A 24,466-nucleotide genomic window follows, 5' to 3' on the forward strand; every position below is an offset into this window, starting at 1 on the left:
ATCGCGCCACGATCGCGCGATGTCGCGCTTCCTTGCCGTCTGCGTCGTGGGCGCCGGGCTGATTCTGTCCGGCGTGGCCATGGCCGCGCCCGCGCCGCCCGATGCGGCGTCGCGCGCCTTCGCGCTGCTGCGCCGCGATCCGGCGCGGCTGGAGCAGGTGTTGCGCGCCATGCCCAAGGGCGCGGACCTGCATAATCACCTGGCCGGCGCGATCTATGCCGAGAGCATGCTGGACTGGGCGGCGCGGGACGGGCTGTGCGTGGCGCCCGCGCAGGGGCGTATCCTCGCCGGCGCCTGCGATCCGGGTGGGGATGGGGCGCGCGTGCGGGCCGCCGACCTGGCCGCGCGGCCGGATGCGCGGGCCGACATGATCGACGCGCTGTCGATGCGCGATTTCGTCCCGACCGCGTCGGACCGGTCGGGGCATGACCATTTCTTCGCGACCTTCGCGCGCTTCATGCCCGCGCAGGCAAGCCATGGCGGCGACATGCTGGCGGAGGCGGTGACGCATGCGGCCGGCGATCATGTCCTGTATCTGGAACTGATGATCTCGCCCCAGCTTGGCCCCGTGGCCGGGCTGGGGGTGCGGCATCCGTTGCGCGGCGAGGCGTTCGCCGAGGCCGATCGCGCCCTCGCGCCCGACCTGCCGGCGCTGGTGGCGGCGGCACGGCGGGACGTCGATGCGATGGAGGCGCGGATGCGCGCCGTGCTGGGCTGCGGGACGGCGCGGGCGGCACCGGGATGCGGCGTGACGGTGCGGTACCTGTACCAGACGATCCGCACCATGCCGCCCGCGATGGTCTTTCCGCAGCTCGATTTCGGCTATGCGCTGGTGAATGCCGACCCGCGATTCGTCGGCGTGAATATCGTGGCGCCGGAAGACGATGCGGTGGCGATGCGCGATTACGGGTTGCATATGCGTATGTTCGGCTGGCTGGCCGCGCGCGATCCTGGGGTGGAATTGTCGCTGCATGCCGGGGAACTGGCGCCGGGTCTCGTTCCGCCCGAGGGGCTGCGCGACCATATCCGGCAGGCGGTCGAGGTGGCGGGGGCGCGGCGGATCGGGCATGGCGTCGATATCCTGCATGAGGACGATCCGGACGGGCTGATGGCGGAGATGGCGCGGCGCCGGGTGATGGTGGAGATCAACCTGACCAGCAACGACGTCATTCTGGGCATCGCCGGGGCGGGACATCCGTTCGGCGCCTATCGCGCGGCGGGGGTGCCGGTGGCGCTGTCGACCGATGACGAAGGCGTGTCGCGGATCGACCTGACGCATGAATATGCGCGGGCGGCGACGGTTTATGCACTGGATTACGCGACGCTGCGCGACCTGTCGCGCGCCGGGCTGGACCATGCCTTCCTCCCCGGTGACAGCCTGTGGCGCGGGGAGGCGCCGTATCGCATGGTCGCGGCCTGCGCGTCCGTGGCGCCGGGACCGCTGCCCGCCCATGGGGCCTGCCACGACCTGCTGGCGGCGAGTGCGAAGGCGCGGCTGCAATGGGCGCTGGAAGCCCGGCTGCATGATTTTGAAACCACGATGATCCGCGAGGCGGGGCAGGGCGCCACCGCCGCGCGTGCGAAAGGACCGGGACCGGCATGACGATACACGCGACGCGCGGACGAAGGGCGCGCCGGCTGGCGGGGGCCTGCCTGCTGGCTCTCGTGGTGAGCGGCGGGGCGCGCGCGGCGCCGATCCCGGTGCGCGTGGTGGTGGTCACCACCTTCGAGATCGGCAAGGATACCGGCGATGTGCCGGGGGAATTCCAGACCTGGGTGGAAAAGCTGCCGCTGAAGCAGGAACTGCCGGCGCCGGGGACCTGGCATGGGGTGATGCGCTACAGCCCCGACCTTCATGTGCTGGCCATCGCGACCGGCGAGGGGCCGGAACATATGGCCTCCGCCATCACCGCGCTGGTGCTGGACCCGCGCTTCGACCTGCGCCGGGCCTATTTCGTGCTGGCTGGCATTGCCGGGATCGACCCCAATTTCGGATCGGTCGGCGGGGCGGTGTGGGCGCCGCGCGTCGTCAATGGCGGGCTGGCGCACGCGGTCGACGCGCGGGAGATCCCGGGCGACTGGCCGGATGGCTACACCCCGGTGCAGGGCAGCACGCCGACCGACAATCCTGTGCCGCCGTTGCATTCGCTGTCCGGCGACATGGAATACACGCTCAATCCGGCGCTGGTCGGCTGGGCCTATAATCTGACGCGTTCGCTGGCCCTGCCCGATACGCCCGCGCTGAAGGCGATCCGCGCGCGCTATGTCGGCTATCCGCAGGCGCAGAAGCCGCCATCGGTGCTGCTGGGCGACACGCTGTCCAGCGAGACCTTCTGGGTCGGCGCGCGGATGAATCGGTGGGCCGAGCGCTGGGTCGGCTACTGGACGCAGGGCAAGGGCACCTTCGCCACCACGGCCGAGGAGGAAATCGGCATGATGCAGGCGCTGACGCTCCAGGCCCAGGCCGGGCGCGTGGACCCCGACCGGGTGCTGGTGCTGCGCACCGGCAGCAATTTCGACATGCCGCCGCCGGGCGAGACGGCCGCCGAACTGCTGAAGTCCGAGACCAGCGAGGGCGGCTATTCAGGCTATCTGCCCGCGGTGGCCGCCGCCTATCAGGTCGGCAGCGTCGTGGTGCGCGAGCTGGCGCTGCATTGGGACCGCTATGGCGACCAGGTGCCGGGCACGCCGCCCGCGCAGGGCCGGTAGCGCCGCCGCGAGCGGGGTCGGAGGGGGCGGCCGACATGCCGCCCCCTCCGGGGAATGCGTCATGCCCGGGCGGCCGGGCGTGCCGCGATCCGGGCGAACCAGGCGCCCAGGGCGGTGGTTTCGTCCGGCAGGTCCAGTTTCAGCCGGGCGCGCGCGAAATCCAGCGTGACGAACGCGGTGATGTCGGCGATCGAGAACGCGTCGCCCGCGACATGGGGCGTGTCGCGCAGGCGCAGAGTCAGGTCGGCCATGAAATCGGCCAGTCTCCGACGGCCGCGCGCGGCCAGTTCCGGGATCTGCTGGCAGGCGTGCGGGCCGACCAGCGCGCGCCCCGCCAGCCCCGGCAGGCTGTTGCGCACGGCCTCCATCGCGGCGAGATAGCCGTCATTTTCCATCCGGCGGTCCCACATGCCGATGACGGCGCGACGCTCCGCCGTGTCGCCCATCAGCGAAGGATCGGGATGCAGCTCTTCCAGATAGCGGCAGATGACGGGGACCTCGCTGATCGCGGTGCCGTCGTCCAGTTCCAGCACCGGAACGGTGCAGGAAGGGTTGAGGGCGCGGAACGCGGGTGCGAACTGCGCGCGCTGCGCCAGGTCGACCGTGACGGTCGGGATCGCCAGCCCTTTCTCGGCGATGAAGAAGCGGACGCGCCGTGGGTTGGGGGCGCTGGGGTAATCATGCAGCTTCATGGCTGGCCTCCGGCAGGGGAGCCCGTCTGTGCGTCTAGAGCCATATCCGTTTACACTGGTTCACGGATATGGCTCTAGATCATTGTTTTATCGAGCATCTTTATCCAACCGAATGAGTCCATCCGGTTGGATGATGCTCTAGCGCGGCCAGCTTGCGGTAATCCGCTCCGCCAGGTCGTCCAGGATCGCCTGGGTCAGCGCCGCGACCTGCTCGTCGGTCGCGGCGGGGCCCTGGCGGGTCAGGGTCGCGCGCTGGTGCAGCAGGGGCTGGCGCTCGTCATGCGGGATGATCGACCAGTCGGCGGCCAGCGACGCCGTGCCGTCGCGCGCGATGTCCAGCCGGCTGATATTCACTGCCAGCCGCCAGGTGGCGGGCAGCACCTGCGGCTGGTCGGTCACGAACAGGTCGGTGCGGCCTTGCGCCAGGCGGGCGGTGATGAGGTCGGTCGCCCCCAGCGACAGGCGGCTGGCCCAGCGGGCAGCCGCGCTGCGCTCGATCCGATTGCCGTCGCGGACGATCATGTCCTGCCCGTCGAGATAGTCGGGCAGGGTGACGCGGGAGACGGTGACGACGGGCGTCGCCGGGGTGACGCTGCCGACCGGCACCGCGCCGGTCGCGATGGCCGGCGCGCCCAGCGTGTAGAAGCGCACCGGCGGCGAGGCGCAGGCGGCGAGGATGGCCGGGAGAACAAGGCCGGCGAGCCAAGCCGGCATGCGGCGGTCGTGAGACTCAAAAAACCGTTCCGCACGCCGGGCTGCCGAGCGAGAGTACCGCGCAGCGGCACGCCCGGCATGTGTTTCCGAGCACCGGAGCGGAGCGGCCTGAACGGCCGTGAGCACCGGAGCGCCGGAAACGCGCGTCGGATCGCCGGCGGGCCGGCGTGCGGAACGGTTTTTCATGGGCGGCGTCCCATCAGGAGGAGTTGCGGGTTGCGTTCGACATCGCTGGCGAAGCCGCGCAGGGCGGCGGCGGCGGCGGACAGGTCGCGCAGGGTGGAGTCGATGTTCGCGCGGTCGGCCGAGCGGGGCGAGGTGATGTCGTGCAGGGCGGACAGGCTCTCGCGCGCCTGGATCACCGTGTCGTTGGCGTTATGCAGCAACTGGTGCAGGTCGGCGCCACGGGCGTCGAGCTGCTGCGTGCCGCTGATGGCCAGCCGGTCGATGGATGTCAGCGTCGTGTCCAGCCGCTTCTCCAGATCCTCGATCGCGTGGGTCGCGCTGTCGACGGCGATGCGCGAATGGTCGGAGGTCTGCTTCACGCTGTCGACCAGCGGGGGCAGGTCCTGGTCCAGCCGCTCGCTCAATTGCTTGATGCTGGCCAGGGCCGCCTGGGCGTTGTCGGCCAGTTCCTTCAGCGGAAGCTGGCTGAGGGTTTCCTGCACCTTCTGGATCGCGGACTGGCGGGTCGGGATCTCGACGCTCTTGCCGGACACGATGTCGGGGTGCAGCACGGCGGGGGCGGAGGGGTCGAAATCCAGATCGATCTCCGACTGGCCGGTCACGAAGCTCTGCATGTTCAGCGAGGCGCGCAGCCCGTGGTCGATCATGTTCTGCAAGCTCAGGCTGCGATGGGTGCCCGAGGTCCCGGCGATGGAGATGTTGTTGGGCTGGAGCTGGACCGACACCGGAATATAGGCGGCATGGGTCCGGGCGTCATAGGTGATCGAGATGGAATCGACCGCGCCGACCCGCACCCCCCGGAACGTCACCGGGGCGCCGATGCTCAGGCCCGACGTCGAGCCCTGGAAGACCACCGTGGCCCGCCGCGTGGGCGAGAAAATAGTGAAATTGCCGAAGAAGATCAGGGCCCCAAGTCCCAGGGCCACGCCTCCGACGACAAAGGCGCCAACCATCGTTTCTCGATTTGCCATGGGTCAGTCGGTCCTCCCGGACTCGGTTTCGCGTTCGCGGTGCATGAAGGCGTGGACCTGCGGCTCGTCGCAATGGTCGCGCAGCCAGGACGGCGCGCCGTGGGCGATCGGGGTCCTGGTCTTGGCGTCGAGGAAGATCCCGTCATCGGCGATGGCGAACAGGCTGGGCAGTTCGTGGCTGACGATGACGATGGTGGCACCCAGCCCGTCGCGCAGGTTGAGGATCAGGTCGTCCAGCCGGGCCGACGTGATGGGGTCGAGCCCGGCGGACGGTTCGTCGAAGAACAGGATGTCCGGGTCCAGCGCCATGGCGCGGGCCAGTCCGGCGCGCTTCTTCATGCCGCCGCTGAGTTCGGACGGATACTGGTCGATGGTGTGCAGCATGCCGACCAGGCCCAGCTTCAGCTCCACCTGGTCGCGGATGGTGGCCGGGTCCATCTTCGTGAGCATCTGCATCGGCAGGGCGACATTTTCGCCGACCGTCAGCGAACTCCAGAGTGCCGCGCTCTGGAACAGCACGCCGAAACGCCGGCTCACCGCCTCCCGGTGGGCGGCGTCGGCGGTCCAGTATGCGTCGCCGTCGACCAGGTAATCGCCGGCGGCCGGGCGCAGCAGCCCGATCATGCTCTTGAGGACGGTGCTCTTGCCGCAGCCCGATCCGCCCATGACGGCGAAGATGCTGCCGCGCCGGATGTCGAAGGAAATGTCCTTCTGGATCACCTTCGGCCCGAAGGCGAGCGTGACGCCCCGGAGGGACATCAGGGTGTCGTCCTGCGTGCCGTCCCGTCCGGCGCCCTGGGTGGGGTATGCCATGTCAGAGTCCGATCGTCGTCGCGATGATGGCGAAGATCGCGTCGAGCGCGATGACGCCGACGATGCCCACCACCACCGCGCGGGTCGCGGCCACGCCGACATCGGCGGCGCTGCGTCCGGCCCGCAGGCCGATGCGGCAACTGGTCAGCCCGATCAGGATGGCGAAGAAGATGCTCTTGACGAAGCCGAACGCGAACTGGTCCAGCGCCACGGCATTGAGCGTCTGGTGAAGATAGCCGGCCCCGGTGACCGACAGCATGCTGATCGCGACCGCGAAGCCGCCCAGCATGCCGACCAGGCTGCCGTACAGGTACAGGAACGGCATGGTGGCGGTCAGGCTGAGGATCGAGGGCAGGATCAGGTAGCTGGAGACCGGAATGCCGAAGACCGTCAGGGCGTCGATTTCCTCGTTGCCCTGCATGGTGGCGATGCGGGCGGCATAGGCGCCGCCGGTGCGGCCGGCCATGATGATCGCCGTCATCACCGCCGACATCTCGCGCACCATGGCGATGCCGACCAGGCTGGCGACATAGATGTCGGCGGCGAACTTGCGCAATTGCACCGCGCCGACGAAGGCCAGGATCGCGCCGACCAGGAAATTCACCACGCTGACGATCACCAGCGCCGAGGGCCCGGCATCGCGGATGTTCGACATCAGGTCGGTCAGGCGCATCCGGCCGCGCCCGGTCAGGCTGGCCATGCCGCCGCGCGCGGTCTCGATCCCCAGTTCGGTAACGGTGCCGATCTCGGTCAGGCCGTCGATCGTCGATCCCCCGATCGCCGCCAGCGGGGCGAAGCGGCGGCGGGGGGGCGGGCCATGCGGCGCCGGGCGGTCGGGCAGCAGGTCGAGCAGCTTGCGCGCCGCGTCGGGCAGGGTTTCGGTGTCGAGATCGAGATGGGCCTGCGCCGCGCCCTGCTTCAGGGCCCACAGGAAGCCGATCATCCCGGTATCCCAGCGGCCCAGCCCGTCGGTGCGGAAGGCCAGGGGCTGGCCGGGCCGCGCCTGGCGCAGCCCGTCGGATGGAAAGTCGGGGATGTGACCCTGCTGGGCGATCCAGTCGCCGGACAGGACGATCACGTTGGCATTGCCGCCGGTCTCGAGAGACCATTCGGGACCGTGATCGGTCGTGTTCACAGGCTCTCCATATCGCAGCGCTCCCGTGGCCGGGGCGGAAAAAACGGGCAGGCGGCGGGGGCCCGGGGACATATTCTGTTTCCTTATCAGATAGGGCCGGTCGGGCAAGGGGGCTTCAGGGACGCAGCGGGACCAGGACCCTGGCCTGCGTGGTGGGCACGTCCCGGCCGGCGGCGGCGGCGGCCAGGTCGTCCATGACCATGTGCGCCACCGCCTGCCGGTAATGGATCGGGTCCCAGAAATTGGTGCGGTCGTCGGCGATGGGGCCGGGGATTTCGAAATCGATCGCCATCGCATGCGGGGTGGCGCGGGCGAGGGCAATGACGGCGCGGCGGCAGGCGGCGCGGGTCGCCGCGACCCGGCTGCCCGGCGCGCCCTGCTGTTCGCGCGCCGCGGGCGGGAACCACAGGATCTTCGTGGTGCCGGCCGGGATGGCGTCGAGCAGGCGGGTCAGGAGCGGCATGGAGGCGGGCGCCGGGACGGGGCCGGTGGCGGGGCTGGGGTCGAACGCCCAGCCGCGGAACAGCTCGTCGACCCGACGCGGGTCGTAGCGTGCGTCGGGCGGGACGAAGCTGGTATAGCCGTCCGAGCCGAAACGCTGCCGCTTGTGCCCGATCAGCCACATGAACTGGTTCGCGGCTTCCTGCACCGCGTACAGGGTCATGATCTCGGTATAGCCGCGCCAGGGCGATCCCGCGTACATCCAGTCCGGCATCGGCCGGTTGGGTTCGGACAGGCCGTGACGGTCGGCGACGCACCATTCCGGGTCGATGTCGATCAGCACCACGCGGGGCGAGGGATGGTGGCGCAGGAACAGGCGCAGGATGCGGTCCTGCTCCCAGGGGGTCGCGCTGTTCATGGCCAGGTTGACGAAACGCGCGCCGAAGGGGGCGTCGAGAACGGCCGGTTGCATCAGCCGGCCGGTCGAGGTGCCGACCATCGCCGAATCGAAGCGCGGGCTGACGGCGAGGGCCGGCATGCTGTAGCGCGCGTTGCTGGAAATCGGGATCCGGTGCCAGGGCGGCGACAGGGGCAGCATGCCCCAAGGGTCGACCAGGGCGACGAACAGATAGATGCCCGCCGCCAGCGCCGCCGCCGTGCCGGCGAAGGCGCGGGCGAAACGGCGCCAGGCCGCCCGCCCGTCCGGTCCGGGCTCAGAACTGGAAATAGATGAAGGCATCGGGAATCCGTCCGCCGATCAGCAGCAGCAGGAAGACGAAGGCGATCGCGGCGCCCGCCGCCAGCGGCGGGCTGGGCCGCAGCATCCGCAGCACCGCCTGCTGCGAGGACGGGCCGAGCAGCGCCACCGCGATCGCGATCCAGACCACCGCCGCGTCCGGGATCTTCGCATGGCCCCACCCGCCCAGGCCGGCCATGCCGGCCAGCACGCGCCCGGCGGTGGCGAAGTCCGGCGCGCGGAACAGCACCCAGCCGATGATGACGAACAGCATCGTCGCCGCCCAGCCGGCCAGTGGCGGCAGGCGCAGGCCCGCGCGGGTCCAGGCATGATTGGCCGCCAGGCCGGTACCGTGCAGCGCGCCCCAGGCGACGAAGGTCCAGCCCGCGCCGTGCCACAGGCCGCCCAGCATCATGGTCGCCAGCAGGTTGGCCATCTGGCGCGCCGTGCCGCGCCGGTTGCCGCCCAGCGGGATATAGACGTAATCGCGCAGGAAGCGCGACAGGGTCATGTGCCAGCGCTGCCAGAAGGCGCGGATGCTGGTGGCCCGGTAGGGCACGTCGAAATTGAACGGCAGCCGCAGGCCGAACATCAGCGCCATGCCGATCGCCATGTCGGAATAGCCCGAGAAATCGAAGAAGATTTCCAGCGTATAGGTCAGGGCCGCCACCCAGGCTTCCGCCAGGTTCGGCGTCGCGCCCTGGGCCGCGTGGGCGAAGAGCGGGTTGCAGGCCAGGGCCAGCGTGTCGGCCAGCCCGGCTTTCTTGGCCAGGCCCAGCACCAGCAGCATCGCCCCGCGCGAGAGGTTTTCCCACATGTCGGGACCGCGCGGGTCGGTGCCGAACTGCGGCACGATTTCCGAATGGCGGACGATGGGCCCGGCGATCAGTTGCGGGAAGAAGGTTACGAATTCCAGGAAGTCCAGCGCGCCGCGCACCGGGCGCGCGCCGCGCAGCAGGTCGGCGTGATAGGCGATCTTCTGGAAGGTGAAGAACGAGATGCCCAGCGGCAGCAGGATGCGCCAGCCCGGCGAGGGGCGGCCCGCCGCCCAGGCCAAGCTGGCGGCGAAGAAATGCGCGTATTTGAACACGAACAGGATCACGAGGTTCAGCACGATCCCCGCGATCGGCCAGGCGCGGCGGCCCGTGGCGGCCCACGCGCGGCCCAGCGCCCAGTTGGCCAGCGTCAGCGCCACCAGCGCCGGCACGAAATGCCAGTTCCACAGTCCGTAGAACAGCAGCGATGCCCCGACCAGCACCGTCTGCCGTGCCGTGCGGTTGCCGGCGCACAGATGGAACAGCGCGAGCACCGGCGGCAGGAAGCCGAGCAGGAAGGCCTGGGTGCTGAACAGCATGGTGGCGCGGGCGCGGCCCTATTGGTGCCGGAAGGTCACGACCAGCACGTCGCGCCAGGCGGGCCGGGCCGCGTCGATCGGCCGCACGGCGGTAACGCCGTGATAGACGCGGTTGTCGTCGACCAGGGCGGCGTCCAGCGGTTCGGTCAGGGTGAAGTGCCCGATTGGGCGGCGGTGCAGGTCATGAATCGTCGTCTCGCCGCTGGCCACGTTCTCGCGCTGGACCATCAGCACCAGCACCCAGTCCACGCCGTCGCGATGCAGCCCCTCGGGCGTCGGCTCGCCGGGCTCCCCGGCGCGGGCCTCGATGCGGAACTGGTGGATTTCGACATGCCAGGCATCGGGGCGCCGGTCGGGGGGCGTCAGGTCCGTGACCAGCCGCTGCATCAGGCGCAGCACGGCGAGCAGGGCCGGATGGTGGCCGATCGCGGTTTCCATCGGGCGGAACCAGCGTTCGACGCCGCCATTCAGCTCGTTATAGTCGCGGCTCTGGTAATGGGGCTGGTGCTTCTTGCGCGCGATGCCGTGCGCCGAAACCGTGTAGGTGGCGTGCCGCCGCCGGCGGTAGCGGCCGCCATCGGCCATGTAGCGGTCCAGCCCCAGGCGGTTCCAGCTCGCGGCGAACCCGTCCCAGTCGGCCAGGCCGTAGGGCGCGAGCAGGGCGTGCGCGGCGGGGGCGTGCAGGAAGGCGAAGCCATCCTGCGCCAGGGGAGATTCGATCTCGGCCAGGGCGGCCGGCAGGGGGGCGTCAGTCATGCGACGGGTCCGGTTGGAGGGCTGCCGGCGCGGTATTGGCATTGGCGGGCGGCATCGGCGCGGCCTGTCCGATCATCAAGGGGGTGGCGCCGAAATTGGTCATCATCGAGATGGCGGTGGGAATCGGGAACTTCACCCCCTCGGCGACCATGCGCAGGCCGAGCCGGCGATAATATTCGCGCGACACCTTCCATTTGCTGCCCGGCGTGGTGCGGAACGAGCCGATGAATTTCGCCCCGTTGCCGTCGGCATTGTCGACGCCGAGGAACGAGAAGTCCGTCAGGATCAGTGGCGCGAACAACTCGTCGGCGCGCATGCCGGCGACGACATCGGCCAGGATGGACGCCACGCGGTCCGGGCTCTCGCTGAGGTCGAGCATGAAGGTGACGATCACGACGTTGTAGTCGCGCGAGGTGTTGGCGATGGAGGTGACGGACGAGAAGGGGATGATATGCACGTCGCCCGAGGTGGAGCGCAGGCGCAGCGTGCGGATGGACAGATGTTCGACCGTGCCCGACACGCCCCCCGCCGTCACCCAGTCGCCCACCTGCATGGCGTTTTCCACCAGCATGAAGAAGCCGGTGATGAAGTCCTTCACCAGGCTTTGCGAGCCGAAGGCGATCGCGGCGCCCAGGATGCCCGCGCCGGTCAGCAGCGGCGCGACGTTCAGCCCGATCTGCGACAGGGTGGTGACGGCGACGATGATGACGATCACCGTCAGCAGCACGGTGCGGATGATCGGCAGGACGGTGCGCAGCCTGATGGCGCGAGAGACCTGCTCGTTGTTCTCATAGTGGCTGATCTGGTTGTACAGGGCGGCGTTCGCGACCTCCCACACCACGACGGCGAAGGTGAAGGCGACCAGGATCGACAGCAGGGCGGCGATGATCCGCGTGCCCAGCTCGCTGTGCAGGAAGAAGGCCAGGGCCGGAATGCCCCAGGCCTGCAACAGGATGACGGTCGTGGCGAAGACCAGCAGCATCGACAGGCCGCGTCGGGCATAGGGGTAGTAATGGTCGGCCCGGGCCCGCAGGCCGGGATAGCGGGCCTCGACATCGTCATCGATGTGGAACAGCCGGTTCTGCGCGCCGAAGAGCAGCAGCGCCAGCACGCGCGAGACGATGGTGACGACGATGGTCATGATCATCGTGCGCCAGATCCAGGCATAACCGCCGCGGATATGGGTCGCCCAGACCAGCCACAGCGCCAGGTCGAACACCATCGCCGGCAGCCACCAGAATTGCGTCAGCCGGCCGACGAACTGCCAGAACGCGCTCTTCTGGAAGCGGGCCGGCGGATGCAGCGCCGTGGCCACCTGGTGGCGGATGCGCCAGATGAATACCGCGATCATCAGATGTTCGGCCAGCACCAGCGCGCGGATCAGCGCGTCGGTGCCGCGCGGCGCCAGGTGGAACAGGCTGCCCAGCGTGGACAGGCACATGACGATCGACGGCATGGCGACCAGCACGTTCCACCAGCGCGTGACGATGCGGGCCGTGCGGTCGGACGCGCCGCACAGGCGGATGGTCGGGGATTTCGGCACCAGGACGGTCTCGACCAGCAGGTACATGCCGCGCGCGGCGGCATAGGCGTTGGCCAGCGTCAGCACCACCAGCTCCGCCTGGTTGCCGCCCCCGGCCAGGGTCGCCCCCGCATAGCTCACGCCCAGGAATAGGGCCACGGGCAGCAGCTTGGTCAGCAGATGCAGCAGCGAGAAGGGGATGCGGCGGATGATGCGTAGCGTGTCGACCTGCTTGCGGTCGTCCTGGCGCCTGGTGGCCTCGACCGAGCGTTCGGCCTGGTCCTCGCCGGTCGGGGCGGGGGCGTCGTCTTCGGCCAGGTCCGCCGTCGCGCGCTGGCTCAGGCGGCGTTCGGCCGCGACCGCATGGGCGGTGATGCCGTTCAGCGGCCGGCGCAGCGCGATCGACAGGGCGCGCTCGGCGGCCAGCGCGACCATGATGACCAGGGCCGCCCGGCCGAACGCGTCGAACAGGAGACGCCGCGACGCCGGGTCGGACAATTCGGTGCGGAACCAGTGGCCGACGAAGGCCAGGTCGGCGAACAGGGCGGCGAACTCGCGCACCTGGCGGACGACGCCGTCGCGCATGACCGACAGTTCGCTCACCATGTCGCTGCCTATGCTGTCCGGTTCCAGCGCCATGTCAGAACCGCCGGCCGTGCCGGCGGTGGCGGGGGCATTCGCCGCCTGCGGCAGGCCGCGCGCGATCGCACTCAGGGTGCGGGTGAACTCGGCGCGCTTCTGCGGGTCGTTCAGCACGCCCAGCACCTGTTGCGCCTGCTGCGCGGTCATGGCGGGCGGCGGGGCGGCGTCGTCGGCCCGGCCGGGGGCCGGGGGCAGGACGATCATGCCGAGAAGCAGGAGCAGGATCGGCATCAGGCGGCATGGGCGCCGTCCGGCGCGGGGCGAGGGAAATCCACGAACGGAAAAAGCCGACATGCCTGCGTATAACCTCCTGGAGAAGCCGGGATCGAGCGGGCCGGGCCCTCAGTCGGCGATGATAGCGATCCGTGCCTCGTGCGTCACGGCATGGCGGGTCAGATGATGGAGCTGGTCCAGCAGCCCGACCTGGAGGCTGCCCGGGCCGGCGGCGTGGCGGGCCGCCCGCTCCCCCGCCAGGCCGATCAGCACCATGGCATGCGCGCAGGCGGCCATGGCATCGGGCTCCACCGCCAGGCAGGCGCCGGCCAGCGCGGTCGCGGTGCAGCCCAGGCCGGTGACGCGCGTCATCATCGGGTGGCCGTTCGCCACGGTGGCCACCCGCCTGCCGTCGGTGATGTGGTCGGTCGCCCCGCTGATGACGACGCAGGCCCCGGTCGCCCGCGCCAGCCCGCGCGCCGCCGACAGAGCCTGTTCGGCGGTTTCCAGCGAATCCACGCCCCGTCCGGCGGGCGGCGGTGCGGCATTGCCGCCATGCAGGTGGGCCAGGGCCAGGATTTCCGAGGCGTTGCCGCGAATGGCCCGGGGGGCATGGGCCAGGCTGTCCAGCGCGACACGGGCGCGGAAGGCCAGCGCCCCCACCGCGACGGGATCGAGGATCCACGGCGTGCCCGCCGCCCGCGCGGCCCGGGTCGCGCGCGCGATGGCGGCGGCCTGCGGCGCGGTGACGGTGCCGATATTGACCACCAGGGCGGCGGCGATGGCGGCGAAGGGCTCGACCTCCTCCTCCGCGTCGACCATGGCCGGGGAGGCGCCGAGCGCCAGCAGGGCGTTGGCCGTACTGTTGGCGGCCACGATGTTGGTGATGTTGTGGACCAGCGGCGTGGCGGCCCGGACGCGTTCCAGCGTCGTGGCCACCGCGTCGGGGGTGAACAGGCCGGTCACGTCGGCGGGGTGAAGCTGACGAGCGCTTCGTCCTGCTGGCGGATGACGCAGGTACCGGCCAGCAGGTCGTGCAGCGCCTGCTTGCGCCGGGTCCAGGTGACCATCAGGAAGCCCAGGCCGAGCGTCAGGACCGACAGGATATGGCCGAAATAGCGCACGGTCGCGCGGCCGATGCCGATTCGCGCGCCCTGGAGGTCGGCCACGCGCATGCGGCACGCCCGCTTGCCCGGCGTGGCTTGCAGGCGCGAGGATTCGAACAGGATATAATACAGCGCCGGCAGGACGAATTGCAGCAGTTCATAGACCCCGTTGCCATGCCATGTCGGATGGAACGTGCCGTAGGAATAGGCATAGTCGGCCGGCACGGCGCGCGCCACGTCGCTGATCCGGACGATGTCCGAGATCTCGTACCGGCTGGCGGGCGCGTTGCCGTTGATCACCGTAAGCGTGAGGCTGGGGGCGATCAGCAGGCTCACCCCCCAGCTCAGCACCTTCAGGATGACGGCGTCGATGATCCAGGCCAGCACCCTGAACCAGAAGCCGGCATAGACCCAGACATAGCGGGGGTGGAGGCTGCCGAAGGGATCGGAAAGCGGCGGCACGTCGGGCATGGGCGGTCTCCGCGGGGGGCTGTCAACGGCGACGGGTCAACTGCGATAGGACCCGTTGATGTCGATATAGCCGTGAGTCAGGTCGCAGCTCCAGGCCATCCCGCTACCGTCGCCCAGGCCCAGATCGATGGCGATGTCGATCTCGGCGCCCTTCATATGGGCGACGACCGGAGTTTCGTCATAGTCCGGAACGACGGCGCCCTCGCGCGCGATCCACACGCCGCCGATGGCGACCGACAGCGTGTCGCGGTTGGCGGGCTCGCCGCTCTTGCCCACCGCCATGACGACACGGCCCCAATTGGCGTCCTCGCCGGCGATCGCGGTCTTGACCAGGGGGGAATTGGCCACCGCCATCGCCACGGTCCGGGCCGACTGGTCGCTGACGGCCCCCCTGACCTGGATCGAAATCAGTTTGGTCGCGCCCTCGCCGTCGCGCACCACCAGCAGCGCCAGTTCCAGCAGCAGTTCGTTCAGCGCCGTGGCGAACGCGGCCAGCGCCGGGTCGTCCGGCGTGGTCACCGGCGGGTTGCCCGCCTGACCGGTGGCGAACAGCAGCACCGTGTCCGAGGTCGAGGTGTCGGAATCGACCGTCGTGCGGTTGAAGCTGCGGTCGGTGCCGGCGGCCAGCAGCGGTTGCAGCACCGTGGGCGGCAGGGCGGCGTCGGTCGCGACGAAGCACAGCATGGTCGCCATGTCCGGCGCCACCATGCCGCTGCCCTTGGCGATGCCCTGGATACGGACCGGCACGCCGCCGATCGCGGTCTCGCGCACCGCCGCCTTGGGAAAGGTGTCGGTGGTCATGATGCCGCGCGCGGCCTCCGCCCAGCCGGTCTCCGACAGGGTGGCGTGCAGGCCCGGCAGGGCGGCGGAAATCTTCTGGTAGGGCAGGATCTCGCCGATCACGCCGGTCGAGGCCAGGAACACCTCGCTGGCCGCGCAGCCGACCAGGCGCGCGGCATCGGCGGCGTTGGCCTGGGTGGCCTCGTAGCCGGCGCGGCCGGTGAAGACGTTGGCATTGCCGGCATTGACCACCAGCGCGCGGGCCGTGCCGCCGGGCAGCGCGGCGCGGCACCAGTCGACCGGCGCGCCCGGGCATTTGTTGCGGGTGAACACGCCCGCGACATTGGTGCCGGGGGCGAAATCCGCCATCACCAGGTCGGTCCGGCCGGTATAGCGGATGCCGGCCGCCGCCGCGCCGAAACGCACCCCGGCCACGGGCTGAAGGTCCGGCAGCGGGCGGGCGAGGGGGGAAACGGGGAGGGGGGCCATCGGTCCGGTCTTCCGTCCTGGGTCGGCAGGGCCCGACCCGTCGCGGGCCGGGCAGCGTATCGGGCCGGCCCCGGCGTGCCAGGGCCGGCGGGGGTCGTTACTTCTTGGCCGGAGCGGCCGGCGCCGCCGCCGGGGCGGGGGTGTCGGCGATCGGCTTGCCGGTGGGGTCGTAACGCACGACCTTGACGCCGGACACGGCCTTTTCGACCACTTCGCGGACGCCCTGCTGGATCAGCTTCTGGCGGATCTCGTCACGCACCGCGTCCAGCTTGGGTACGGCGGCGGTGCGGGTGTCCAGCACCTCGATCACGTGCCAGCCATACTGGGTATGGACCGGGGTCTGGCTGATGGTGTGGGGCTTCATGGCGAAGGCGGCGTCGGAGAAGGCCGGCAGCATGTCGCCCTTCTTGAACCAGCCCAGGTCGCCGCCATTCTGCTTGGCCGAGGCCTTGTCGGTCGACAGCTTGGTGGCCAGGGCCGAGAAATCGGCACCGGCCTTGAGCTGCTTGATCACGTCCTTCGCCTCGGCTTCCGTCGCCACCAGGATATGGCGGGCGTGGACTTCCTGCTCCGGCTTCTTGCCGGCGTAGTTCTGGTCGTAATAGGCCTGGATCGCGGCGTCGGTCAGCGTCGGCGTGACCTTCTGCGACAGATAGGCGTTTTGCAGCGCGTTGGCGGCGGCGGTCTGCATCTGCCGCTTGATGTCGGGCTGGTTCTCCAGCCCCTCCTTGTGCGCCGCGAGCTGGATCGCCTTCTGGTCGATCAACTGGTTCAGCAGCATCGGGAAGATCATGTTGGGCGGGAGCTGGCGGAGCTGCTGCGGCATGCCGGCCGCGGCCTGCCGCACGTCGTCGAGATGGATCTCGTCGCCGTTCACGCTGGCGACGAGCGGGTTCGGATTGGCCGGAGCGGCCGGCTGGGCCGGGGCGGCCGCCGGCGCGGGCGCGGCCGCCGCGCGGGCATGAGGGACGGAAAGCGCAGGAACGAGCAGGGCTGCCGCCAGAAAGGAGGCTGCCGGGCTGGAAGGCCGCATGTGTTGAGAACCCTAAGATATAGAAAAGCGTCGCGGCATCATGGCCGAGCCCGCCCGGTCCTGCAAGGCTGGGGGCGGGGAATGGATCAGGCCGCCTTCGGTTGACCCGTGGCGGCGGGGGTCCTATCTCAGATGCCGCGCGCGAGAATGCCCTTGCTCCATGTCCAGCCCGTCCGGGGGTCCGGCCGGGTGTGGGGCCGCGCCAGCCCGGAAGGTCTTCATGTTCGCCAGTCTTGCCCGTGCCCTGTTTGGAACCGCCAACGATCGCTCCCTGAAGGCATTCCAGCGCCGCGTGCCCGAGATCAACGCGCTGGAGCCCGCGATGCGCGCGCTGGACGATGCGGCGCTCGCGGCCAGGACGGTGGCGTTCCGCGAGCGGATCGCGGACGGCGCCACGCTGGACGCGCTGCTGCCCGAGGCGTTCGCCGTGGCGCGCGAGGCGGCGCGCCGGGTGCTGGGGATGCGCCATTTCGATGTGCAGCTCATCGGCGGCATGGTGCTGCATGCGGGACGAATCGCGGAAATGCGGACCGGCGAGGGCAAGACGCTGGTGGCGACCCTGGCGGTGTATCTGAGCGCGCTGGCCGGTCGCGGCGTGCATGTGGTGACGGTCAACGACTATCTGGCCCGCCGCGACGCCGAGGAAATGGGCCAGCTCTACAGCTTCCTGGGGCTGACGACGGGCGTGATCGTGCCCAACATGGCCGACGAGGAACGGCGCGCGGCCTATCGGGCCGACATCACCTACGGCACCAACAACGAGTTCGGCTTCGATTATCTGCGCGATAACATGAAGTACCGGATCGAGGACATGGTGCAGCGCCCCTTCCACCACGCCATCGTGGACGAGGTGGATTCGATCCTGATCGACGAGGCGCGGACGCCGCTCATCATCTCCGGCCCGGCCGAGGACAGTTCCGACCTGTACCGCTCGGTCGACGAGGTGGTGCTCGAACTGGTCAAGCTGCCCGATAGCTTCGAGAAGGACGAGAAGTTCCGCACCGTGATCCTGACCGATTCGGGGTCGGAACAGGTCGAGACCATGCTGCGCGAGGCGGGCGTGCTGTCCGAGGGCGGGCTGTACGACATCCACAACATCGCGGTGATCCATCACGTGCAGCAGTCGCTGCGCGCCCATACGCTGTTCGCGCGCGACGTGGACTATATCGTGCGCGGCGGCAAGGTGGTCATCATCGACGAGTTCACCGGCCGCATGATGGATGGCCGCCGCTATTCCGACGGGCTGCACCAGGCGCTGGAAGCCAAGGAGCATGTCGAGGTCCAGCAGGAAAACCAGACGCTGGCCTCGATCACCTTCCAGAATTATTTCCGCCTCTATCCCAAACTGTCGGGCATGACCGGCACCGCGATGACCGAGGCCGACGAGTTCGCCGAGATCTACAAGCTGGACGTGGTCGAGATCCCGACCAACCTGCCGGTGTCGCGCAAGGACGAGGATGACGAGGTCTATCTGACCGCGCGCGAGAAATACGACGCCGTCAGCACCCTGATCGAGGAGATCGCCAAGACGCCGCAGCCGGTGCTGGTGGGCACGACCTCGATCGAGAAGAGCGAGTATCTGTCGGAGCTTCTGAAAAAGCGCGGCATTCGCCACAACGTGCTGAATGCCCGTTTCCACGAGATGGAGGCGACCATCGTGGCCCAGGCCGGCGCGCCGGGGGCGATCACGATCGCCACCAACATGGCCGGGCGCGGCACCGACATCAAGCTGGGCGGCAATGTCGAGATGCGCATCCGCCAGGAACTGGCGGACGTGGCCGACCCCGAGGAAAAGGCGCGGCGCGAGGCCGAGATCCGCGCCCAGGTGGCGGAATATCACGATATCGTCCGCAAGGCGGGCGGGCTGTATGTGATCGGCACCGAGCGGCATGAAAGCCGGCGCATCGACAACCAGTTGCGCGGCCGCGCCGGGCGGCAGGGCGACCCGGGCAATTCGCGCTTCTTCATCTCGCTCGAAGACGACCTGATGCGCATCTTCGGGACTGAGCGCATGGGCGGGATGCTCCAGCGCCTGGGCCTGAAGGATGGCGAGGCGATCGTGCATCCCTGGATCAACAAGGCCCTGGAGCGCGCGCAGAAGAAGGTCGAGGCCCGCAACTTCGACATGCGCAAGAACACGCTGAAATACGACGACGTCATGAACGACCAGCGCAAGGAGGTCTACGCCCAGCGCAAGGAATACATGGCGGCCGAGGACCTGTCGGCGACGGTGCAGGAAATGCGGGCCGAAATCATCCACGACATGGTGCGCCGGCGCATCCCCGAGAAGGCGTTCGCCGAACAGTGGCAGAGCGCCGAACTGGCCGAGGATGCGCGCGAGATCCTGGGGCTGGATCTGCCGGTCGCCGACTGGGCGCGCGAGGACGGGGTGGACGGCGACGTGGTGACCGACCGGCTGGAGCAGGCGGCGACGCAGGCCCAGGCGGCCAAGGCGGCCAATTTCGGCCCCTCGGTCATGCGCTATATCGAAAAGCAGGTGGTGCTGACCACGTTCGATTCGGCGTGGAAGGAACATCTGCTGGCGCTGGACCAGTTGCGCCAGGGCATCGGCCTGCGCGCATACGGCCAGAAGGACCCGCTGAACGAGTTCAAGCACGAGGCGTTCCAGCTTTTCACCGCCATGCTCGACGATCTGCGGCTGCGCGTGACCTCGACCATGGCGCGGGTCGAGGTGGCGCCGCCGGTGCTGGACAATCCGTTTGCCCGGGTGGCGGAAATCCACGCCGATCCGCAGGTGCCGGGCCTGGCGTCGGATCACGGCCCCGGCGCGTTGTTCGGCGAGACGGCGGCCAACGTGACGGTCGCGACCCCGATCGGCGGCAGCGCGATCATGCCGGACGATCCGTCGAGCTGGGGCGAGACGCCGCGCAATGCGCTTTGCCCCTGCGGCTCGGGCAGGAAATACAAGCATTGCCACGGGCGCCTGGCATAGGCCGGCCGAAGCGGACCGGATCGCAGAATTGACGAAGCGTTAGAGAAGCACGGACGATGGCGGGTCATTCCCAGTTCAAGAACATCATGCATCGCAAGGGCGCGCAGGACGCGCGCCGGGCCCGGCAGTTTGCCAAGGTGATCCGCGAGATCACCGTGGCGGCCCGGTCGGGCCTGCCCGACCCGGCGAGCAACCCGCGCCTGCGGGCCGCGATTTCGGCGGCGCGCGAGGTCAACATGCCCAAGGACACGGTCGAGCGCGCGATCAAGAAGGCGACGGGCGCGGGCGGCGGCGACGATTACGTGGAGGTCCGCTACGAGGGCTACGGCCCGGCGGGCGTCGCCGTGATCGTCGAGGCGCTGACCGACAACCGCAACCGCACGGCGTCGGACGTGCGGGCCGCGTTCTCGAAATATGGCGGGTCGCTGGGCGAGACCAATTCGGTGTCCTTCATGTTCACCCGCCTGGGCGTGATCGCCTATCCGCCCGGCGTGGCCAGCGAGGACGAGATGCTGGAAGCGGCGATCGAGGCCGGGGCCGAGAATGTCGAAAGCTCGGCCGAGGGGCACGAGATCACCTGCGCGGTGGAATCGATGTTCGCGGTGCGCGACGCGCTGGAATCGCGCTTCGGCGAGCCGGCGAGCGCGAAGTTCGACTGGCGCCCCGGAACCGTGGTGACGCTGGACGAGGACAAGGCGCGCACGGTGCTGAAGCTGATCGACGTGCTGGACGAAAGCGACGACGTGCAGGCCGTCTATGCCAATTTCGACCTGCCCGACGACGTGGCCGAGAAGCTGTCGGCCTGACCGGGTTGGCGATGGTCCGGCTGCTGGGCATCGATCCGGGCCTGCGCTTCACGGGCTGGGGGATCATCGACGTGGCGGGCAACCGGCTGTGCCATGTCGCCGACGGCGTGATCGCGACCGACGGCGACGCGGCGGTGCCCGAGCGGCTGCGCTGCCTGCATGACGGGTTGATGGACCTCGTGCGGCGCTTCGCGCCGGCCGAGGCGGCGGTGGAGGAAACCTATGTCAACCGCAACGGGGCCTCGACGCTGAAGCTGGGCTATGCGCGCGGGGTTGCGCTGCTGGTGCCGGCGCTGGCCGGGATCGCGGTTTCCGAATACGGTGCCATGGCGGTGAAGCGCGCGGTGGTCGGCACCGGCGCCGCCAGCAAGGAGCAGGTGGAGATGATGGTGCGCCGCCTGCTGCCCGCCGCGACGATCAAGCGGCCCGATGCCTCCGACGCGCTGGCGGTGGCGATCTGCCACGCCCATCATCGGGCCAGCGCCCTGCGCGTGGCGGCGGGAACGCGCACCGCATGATCGCGCAACTGACCGGGCTGGTCGGGCAGATCGAGGCCGATCGCTGCGTGGTCGACGTCCACGGCGTGGGCTATCTGGTGCATGCCTCCACCCGCACCCTGTCCGCGCTGCCCGGCCCGCCCGAGGCGGCGCGCGTGCTGGTCGAGACCGTGGTGCGCGAGGATGCCTTCCTGCTCTACGGCTTCGCCGACGCGGCGGAGCGCGACTGGTTCCGGCTGCTGACGACGGTGCAGGGGGTGGGGGCCAAGCTGGCGCTGGCGATCCTCTCCGCGCTGTCGCCCGGCGACCTGGCGGCCACCATCGCGGCGGCGGACAAGGCGGGGCTGACGCGGGTGTCGGGCGTGGGGGCGCGGCTGGCCGAGCGGATCCTGTCGGAACTGCGCGACAAGGCGGGCAGGCTGCCGGTGGGGGCCGGCGTGGCGCTGCCCGTGCAGGTGGTTTCGGCCGGGGTCGAGGGCGACGCGCTGCTGGCGCTGGCGGGGCTGGGCTTCCGCCGGGCCGAGGCGCAGCCGGTGGTGGCGCGGATCCTGGCCCGGCTGAAGGAGGCCGGGCAGCACGGCGACCTGGACGTGGTGATCCGTGAAAGCCTGCGGGAGCTGGCGCGATGAGCGACCTGCCCCCCCGCGCGGTGGACCCTGCGCGCATGGACGAGGACGCGGGCGAGGCCGGGCTGCGCCCGCAGACGCTCGAGGATTTCACCGGCCAGAAGGCCAGCCGCGAGAACCTGGCGATCTTCATCGCCGCCGCGCGCGGGCGGGGCGAGGCGATGGACCATGTGCTGCTGCATGGTCCGCCGGGGCTGGGCAAGACCACGCTGGCGCAGATCGTGGCGCGCGAGCTTGGGGTGGGGTTTCGCGCCACCTCGGGGCCGGTGATCCAGCGGGCGGGCGACCTGGCGGCGATCCTGACCAACCTCCAGCCGCGCGACGTGCTGTTCATCGACGAGATCCATCGCCTGCAACCGGCGATCGAGGAAATCCTGTATCCGGCGATGGAGGATTTCCAGCTCGACCTGATCATCGGCGAGGGGCCGGCCGCGCGGTCGGTGCGGATCGACCTGTCGCCCTTCACCCTGGTCGCGGCCACCACGCGGGCCGGGCTGCTGGCCACCCCGTTGCGCGACCGGTTCGGCATTCCCCTGCGGCTGGTGTTCTACACCGCCGAGGAATTGCGGCAGATCGTCTCGCGCGGGGCGCGGAAGCTGCAATTCGACCTGACGCCGGAGGGGGCGGAGGAAATCGCCCGCCGGTCGCGCGGGACGCCGCGCATCGCCGGCCGCCTGCTGCGGCGGGTGCGCGACTTCGCCTCGGTCGCGCGGCCGGGGCCGGTGGATCGGGCGATGGCCGACGCCGCCCTGTCGCGGCTGGAGGTCGACGCGCTGGGGCTGGATGCGATGGACCGCCGCTATCTGCGGCGGATCGCGGACTATCATCATGGCGGCCCGGTCGGGGTGGAAACCCTGGCGGCGGCGCTGGCCGAGGCCCGCGATACGCTGGAAGACGTGGTCGAGCCCTATCTGATCCAGGAGGGGCTGGTGCTGCGGACCAGTCGGGGGCGGATGCTGGGCGAGCGCGGCTGGCGCCATCTGGGGCTGCAACCGCCGGCGCGCCAGCCGGACCAGGGCGATCTTTTGCTGGGAGAGGACGGATGAAGCACAGCATCCCGTTTCGGGTCTATTACGAGGATACCGACGCGGGGGGTGTCGTCTATCATGCCCGCTATCTGGCGTTCGCCGAACGGGCGCGGACCGAAGCGATTCGCGGGCTGGGACGCTCGGCGTTCTCGCTGCTGGAAGAATACGGGCTGGCCTTCGTCATCCATCGCGCCGCGATCGACTACCGGCGGCCGCTGCGGCTCGACGATGTCGTGACGGTGACGACCCGCCTGATCGAGCTGGGGTCGGCCAGTTGCCGGCTGGAGCAGGATTTCCTGCTGGGGGACACCAACTGCGCGCATCTGGATGTCCGGCTGGCCTGCGTGCGCGCGGCGGACGGCCGGGCTGCCCGATTTCCGCCTTTATGGCATGATCTTCTGACCGGGTTGCTGGGTTAGGGCGAGGCGATTTTCCGCTTTCGGGTCCTGGGAGAAAATTTTTCCGCGCGGCCTGGATGTCCCGCCGGAGGGGTGCTTCTGCTTTCTTCCGGAAGCCTATAAGGAACGGTGTGGAAAGCAGTGCGGGACTGCCCCGACTCGGCGTCGGGATCGCGGTGCCGCCACTGTGTGCGGAAGGTGCAGGAGGCGTTTTTGGACCAAGCGGTTAACGCGGCGAATCTGGGCGCGGCGGCGTCCGACCTGTCGCTGTGGAGTCTGTTTCTGCACGCGGCGATCGTCGTCAAGCTGGTGATGATCGGCCTGGCGGTCAGCAGCGTCGTCGTGTGGGGGATCATTTTCGACAAGATCGTGACCCTGCGGCGGGTGAATCGCGAGGCCTCGGCGTTCGAGGACAAGTTCTGGTCGGGCGGCAGCCTGGACGACCTGTACGAATCCGACGGGGCCAAGCCGCTGCACCCGATGGCGGCCGTGTTCGGCGCCGCGATGGGCGAATGGCGCCGCTCGGCGCGCATCGCCGGCATCGACCTGGCGCGCGGCGGGGTGAAGGAGCGCGTCGATCGCGCGATGACCATCACCATCACCCGCGAGATGGAGCGGCTGGGCCGCTGGATGATCTTCCTGGCCACCATCGGGCCGGTGGCGCCGTTCATCGGCCTGTTCGGCACCGTGTGGGGCATCATGCACGCGTTCGGCTCGATCGCGGCGATGCACAACACCAACCTCGCCGTGGTCGCCCCTGGTATTTCCGAGGCGCTGTTCGCCACCGCCATCGGCCTTGTGACCGCCATTCCGGCGGTGATCGCCTATAACGTCATCAGCAACAGTCTGGCGCTGTTCGAGGACCGGATGGCGGCGTTCGGTACCGAATTCGCCGCGATCCTGTCCCGCCAGTCCGAAGAAAGGGGCTGAACCATGGGCGTTTCCCTCGGTGGGGGGGGCGGCCGCCGCGGGCGTCGGCGCCCCATGTCGGATATCAACGTCACCCCGCTGGTCGATGTCATGCTGGTGCTGCTGATCATCTTCATGGTCACGGCGCCGATGATGACCAGCGGCGTGAATGTCGACCTGCCGAAGACCGATGCCGCCCCGGTCAACGCCGACACCAAGCCGATCACCGTATCCATCCGCAGCGATGGCGCGCTGTATCTGGGCGACAATCCGGTGTCGTCGGACCAGTTGGTCGACCAGTTGCGCGCGGCGGCGCAGAACGACCCGGCGCACCGGATCTTCGTCCGTGGGGATTCGCATATCGATTATGGGCGCGTGATGGAGGTCATGGGCCGGATCACCTCCGGCGGCTTCACCCATGTCGCCCTCCTGGCCCAGCAGCCGCCCTCGGGCGGCGGCGCGCCCTGACCGCGATCGGGTAGGAGT

At 69.6% G+C, this 24,466-nt stretch carries 23 protein-coding genes; 10 read left to right on the forward strand and 13 right to left on the reverse strand.

Features of this window, described 5'->3' with window-relative positions; translation table 11 throughout:
• Positions 1-19 precede the first annotated feature (19 nt).
• A complete protein-coding gene (locus HLH48_RS12265) occupies positions 20-1,603 on the forward strand; it encodes an adenosine deaminase (protein WP_182997799.1) in 1,584 nt (527 codons plus the stop codon).
• Positions 1,600-2,709, forward strand: coding sequence for a purine nucleoside permease (locus HLH48_RS12270; RefSeq protein WP_182997800.1), 1,110 nt, complete (start codon positions 1,600-1,602; stop codon positions 2,707-2,709). Before HLH48_RS12265 ends, HLH48_RS12270 begins: the two co-directional genes overlap by 4 nt.
• A gap of 59 nt (positions 2,710-2,768) precedes the next feature.
• On the opposite strand, the gene HLH48_RS12275 is transcribed toward HLH48_RS12270, so the two are convergent.
• The 13 genes from HLH48_RS12275 to HLH48_RS12335 form a co-directional block, all read right to left on the reverse strand.
• Positions 2,769-3,401: a glutathione S-transferase family protein gene (locus HLH48_RS12275; protein WP_182997801.1), complete on the reverse strand. Its 633-nt coding sequence runs from the start codon at positions 3,399-3,401 to the stop codon at positions 2,769-2,771.
• A gap of 138 nt (positions 3,402-3,539) precedes the next feature.
• Entirely contained in the window at positions 3,540-4,115 is a 576-nt protein-coding gene (locus HLH48_RS12280) for a PqiC family protein (protein WP_182997802.1), read from the reverse strand.
• A 182-nt stretch (positions 4,116-4,297) separates the two neighbouring features.
• On the reverse strand, positions 4,298-5,272 hold the full coding sequence (locus tag HLH48_RS12285) for an MlaD family protein (protein ID WP_182997803.1): 975 nt from the start codon (positions 5,270-5,272) through the stop codon (positions 4,298-4,300).
• 3 nt (positions 5,273-5,275) lie between these two features.
• Positions 5,276-6,031, reverse strand: coding sequence for an ABC transporter ATP-binding protein (locus tag HLH48_RS12290; RefSeq protein WP_373320289.1), 756 nt, complete (start codon positions 6,029-6,031; stop codon positions 5,276-5,278).
• A 55-nt stretch (positions 6,032-6,086) separates the two neighbouring features.
• Complete coding sequence (locus HLH48_RS12295; RefSeq protein WP_264813211.1) at positions 6,087-7,220, reverse strand: MlaE family ABC transporter permease; 1,134 nt, start codon at positions 7,218-7,220, stop codon at positions 6,087-6,089.
• A 115-nt stretch (positions 7,221-7,335) separates the two neighbouring features.
• Positions 7,336-8,400: a hypothetical protein gene (locus tag HLH48_RS12300; RefSeq protein WP_182997806.1), complete on the reverse strand. Its 1,065-nt coding sequence runs from the start codon at positions 8,398-8,400 to the stop codon at positions 7,336-7,338.
• Positions 8,375-9,751: an MBOAT family O-acyltransferase gene (locus tag HLH48_RS12305; RefSeq protein WP_182997807.1), complete on the reverse strand. Its 1,377-nt coding sequence runs from the start codon at positions 9,749-9,751 to the stop codon at positions 8,375-8,377. The genes HLH48_RS12300 and HLH48_RS12305 overlap by 26 nt, the downstream gene beginning before the upstream one ends.
• An 18-nt stretch (positions 9,752-9,769) precedes the next feature.
• Positions 9,770-10,507, reverse strand: a complete 738-nt coding sequence (locus HLH48_RS12310; RefSeq protein ID WP_182997808.1) for a 2OG-Fe dioxygenase family protein — start codon at positions 10,505-10,507, stop codon at positions 9,770-9,772.
• Positions 10,500-12,965: a mechanosensitive ion channel family protein gene (locus tag HLH48_RS12315; RefSeq protein ID WP_373320288.1), complete on the reverse strand. Its 2,466-nt coding sequence runs from the start codon at positions 12,963-12,965 to the stop codon at positions 10,500-10,502. Before HLH48_RS12315 ends, HLH48_RS12310 begins: the two co-directional genes overlap by 8 nt.
• A 48-nt stretch (positions 12,966-13,013) precedes the next feature.
• Entirely contained in the window at positions 13,014-13,850 is an 837-nt protein-coding gene (thiM, locus tag HLH48_RS12320) for a hydroxyethylthiazole kinase (RefSeq protein ID WP_182997809.1), read from the reverse strand.
• Positions 13,847-14,461 (reverse strand): RDD family protein, encoded by a 615-nt coding sequence (locus tag HLH48_RS12325; RefSeq protein WP_182997810.1) that lies wholly within the window; start codon positions 14,459-14,461, stop codon positions 13,847-13,849. The genes thiM and HLH48_RS12325 overlap by 4 nt, the downstream gene beginning before the upstream one ends.
• A 36-nt stretch (positions 14,462-14,497) precedes the next feature.
• Complete coding sequence (argJ, locus tag HLH48_RS12330; RefSeq protein ID WP_182997811.1) at positions 14,498-15,730, reverse strand: bifunctional glutamate N-acetyltransferase/amino-acid acetyltransferase ArgJ; 1,233 nt, start codon at positions 15,728-15,730, stop codon at positions 14,498-14,500.
• Positions 15,731-15,827: 97 nt separating this feature from the next.
• Positions 15,828-16,763, reverse strand: a complete 936-nt coding sequence (locus HLH48_RS12335) for a peptidylprolyl isomerase (RefSeq protein WP_182997812.1) — start codon at positions 16,761-16,763, stop codon at positions 15,828-15,830.
• A gap of 220 nt (positions 16,764-16,983) precedes the next feature.
• Between HLH48_RS12335 and secA the strand changes: the two genes are divergently transcribed.
• From secA to tolR, 8 genes are all read left to right on the forward strand, one after another.
• Positions 16,984-19,716: a preprotein translocase subunit SecA gene (gene secA, locus HLH48_RS12340; protein ID WP_182997817.1), complete on the forward strand. Its 2,733-nt coding sequence runs from the start codon at positions 16,984-16,986 to the stop codon at positions 19,714-19,716.
• Between the two features lie 56 nt (positions 19,717-19,772).
• Positions 19,773-20,522, forward strand: coding sequence for a YebC/PmpR family DNA-binding transcriptional regulator (locus HLH48_RS12345; RefSeq protein ID WP_182997819.1), 750 nt, complete (start codon positions 19,773-19,775; stop codon positions 20,520-20,522).
• 11 nt (positions 20,523-20,533) lie between these two features.
• A complete protein-coding gene (gene ruvC, locus HLH48_RS12350; protein ID WP_182997821.1) occupies positions 20,534-21,040 on the forward strand; it encodes a crossover junction endodeoxyribonuclease RuvC in 507 nt (168 codons plus the stop codon).
• Complete coding sequence (gene ruvA / locus HLH48_RS12355) at positions 21,037-21,648, forward strand: Holliday junction branch migration protein RuvA (protein WP_182997822.1); 612 nt, start codon at positions 21,037-21,039, stop codon at positions 21,646-21,648. Before ruvC ends, ruvA begins: the two co-directional genes overlap by 4 nt.
• On the forward strand, positions 21,645-22,691 hold the full coding sequence (ruvB, locus tag HLH48_RS12360; protein WP_182997824.1) for a Holliday junction branch migration DNA helicase RuvB: 1,047 nt from the start codon (positions 21,645-21,647) through the stop codon (positions 22,689-22,691). The genes ruvA and ruvB overlap by 4 nt, the downstream gene beginning before the upstream one ends.
• Positions 22,688-23,092: a tol-pal system-associated acyl-CoA thioesterase gene (gene ybgC / locus HLH48_RS12365; RefSeq protein WP_220795104.1), complete on the forward strand. Its 405-nt coding sequence runs from the start codon at positions 22,688-22,690 to the stop codon at positions 23,090-23,092. Before ruvB ends, ybgC begins: the two co-directional genes overlap by 4 nt.
• Before the next feature lie 192 nt (positions 23,093-23,284).
• Positions 23,285-24,001 (forward strand): protein TolQ, encoded by a 717-nt coding sequence (gene tolQ, locus HLH48_RS12370; protein ID WP_182997826.1) that lies wholly within the window; start codon positions 23,285-23,287, stop codon positions 23,999-24,001.
• Positions 24,002-24,004: 3 nt separating this feature from the next.
• Complete coding sequence (gene tolR / locus HLH48_RS12375) at positions 24,005-24,448, forward strand: protein TolR (protein ID WP_182997828.1); 444 nt, start codon at positions 24,005-24,007, stop codon at positions 24,446-24,448.
• Positions 24,449-24,466: the final 18 nt, after the last annotated feature.

The sequence above is a fragment of the Gluconacetobacter sacchari genome (genome assembly GCF_014174255.1).
GTDB classification, from domain to species: Bacteria; Pseudomonadota; Alphaproteobacteria; order Acetobacterales; family Acetobacteraceae; genus Gluconacetobacter; species Gluconacetobacter sacchari.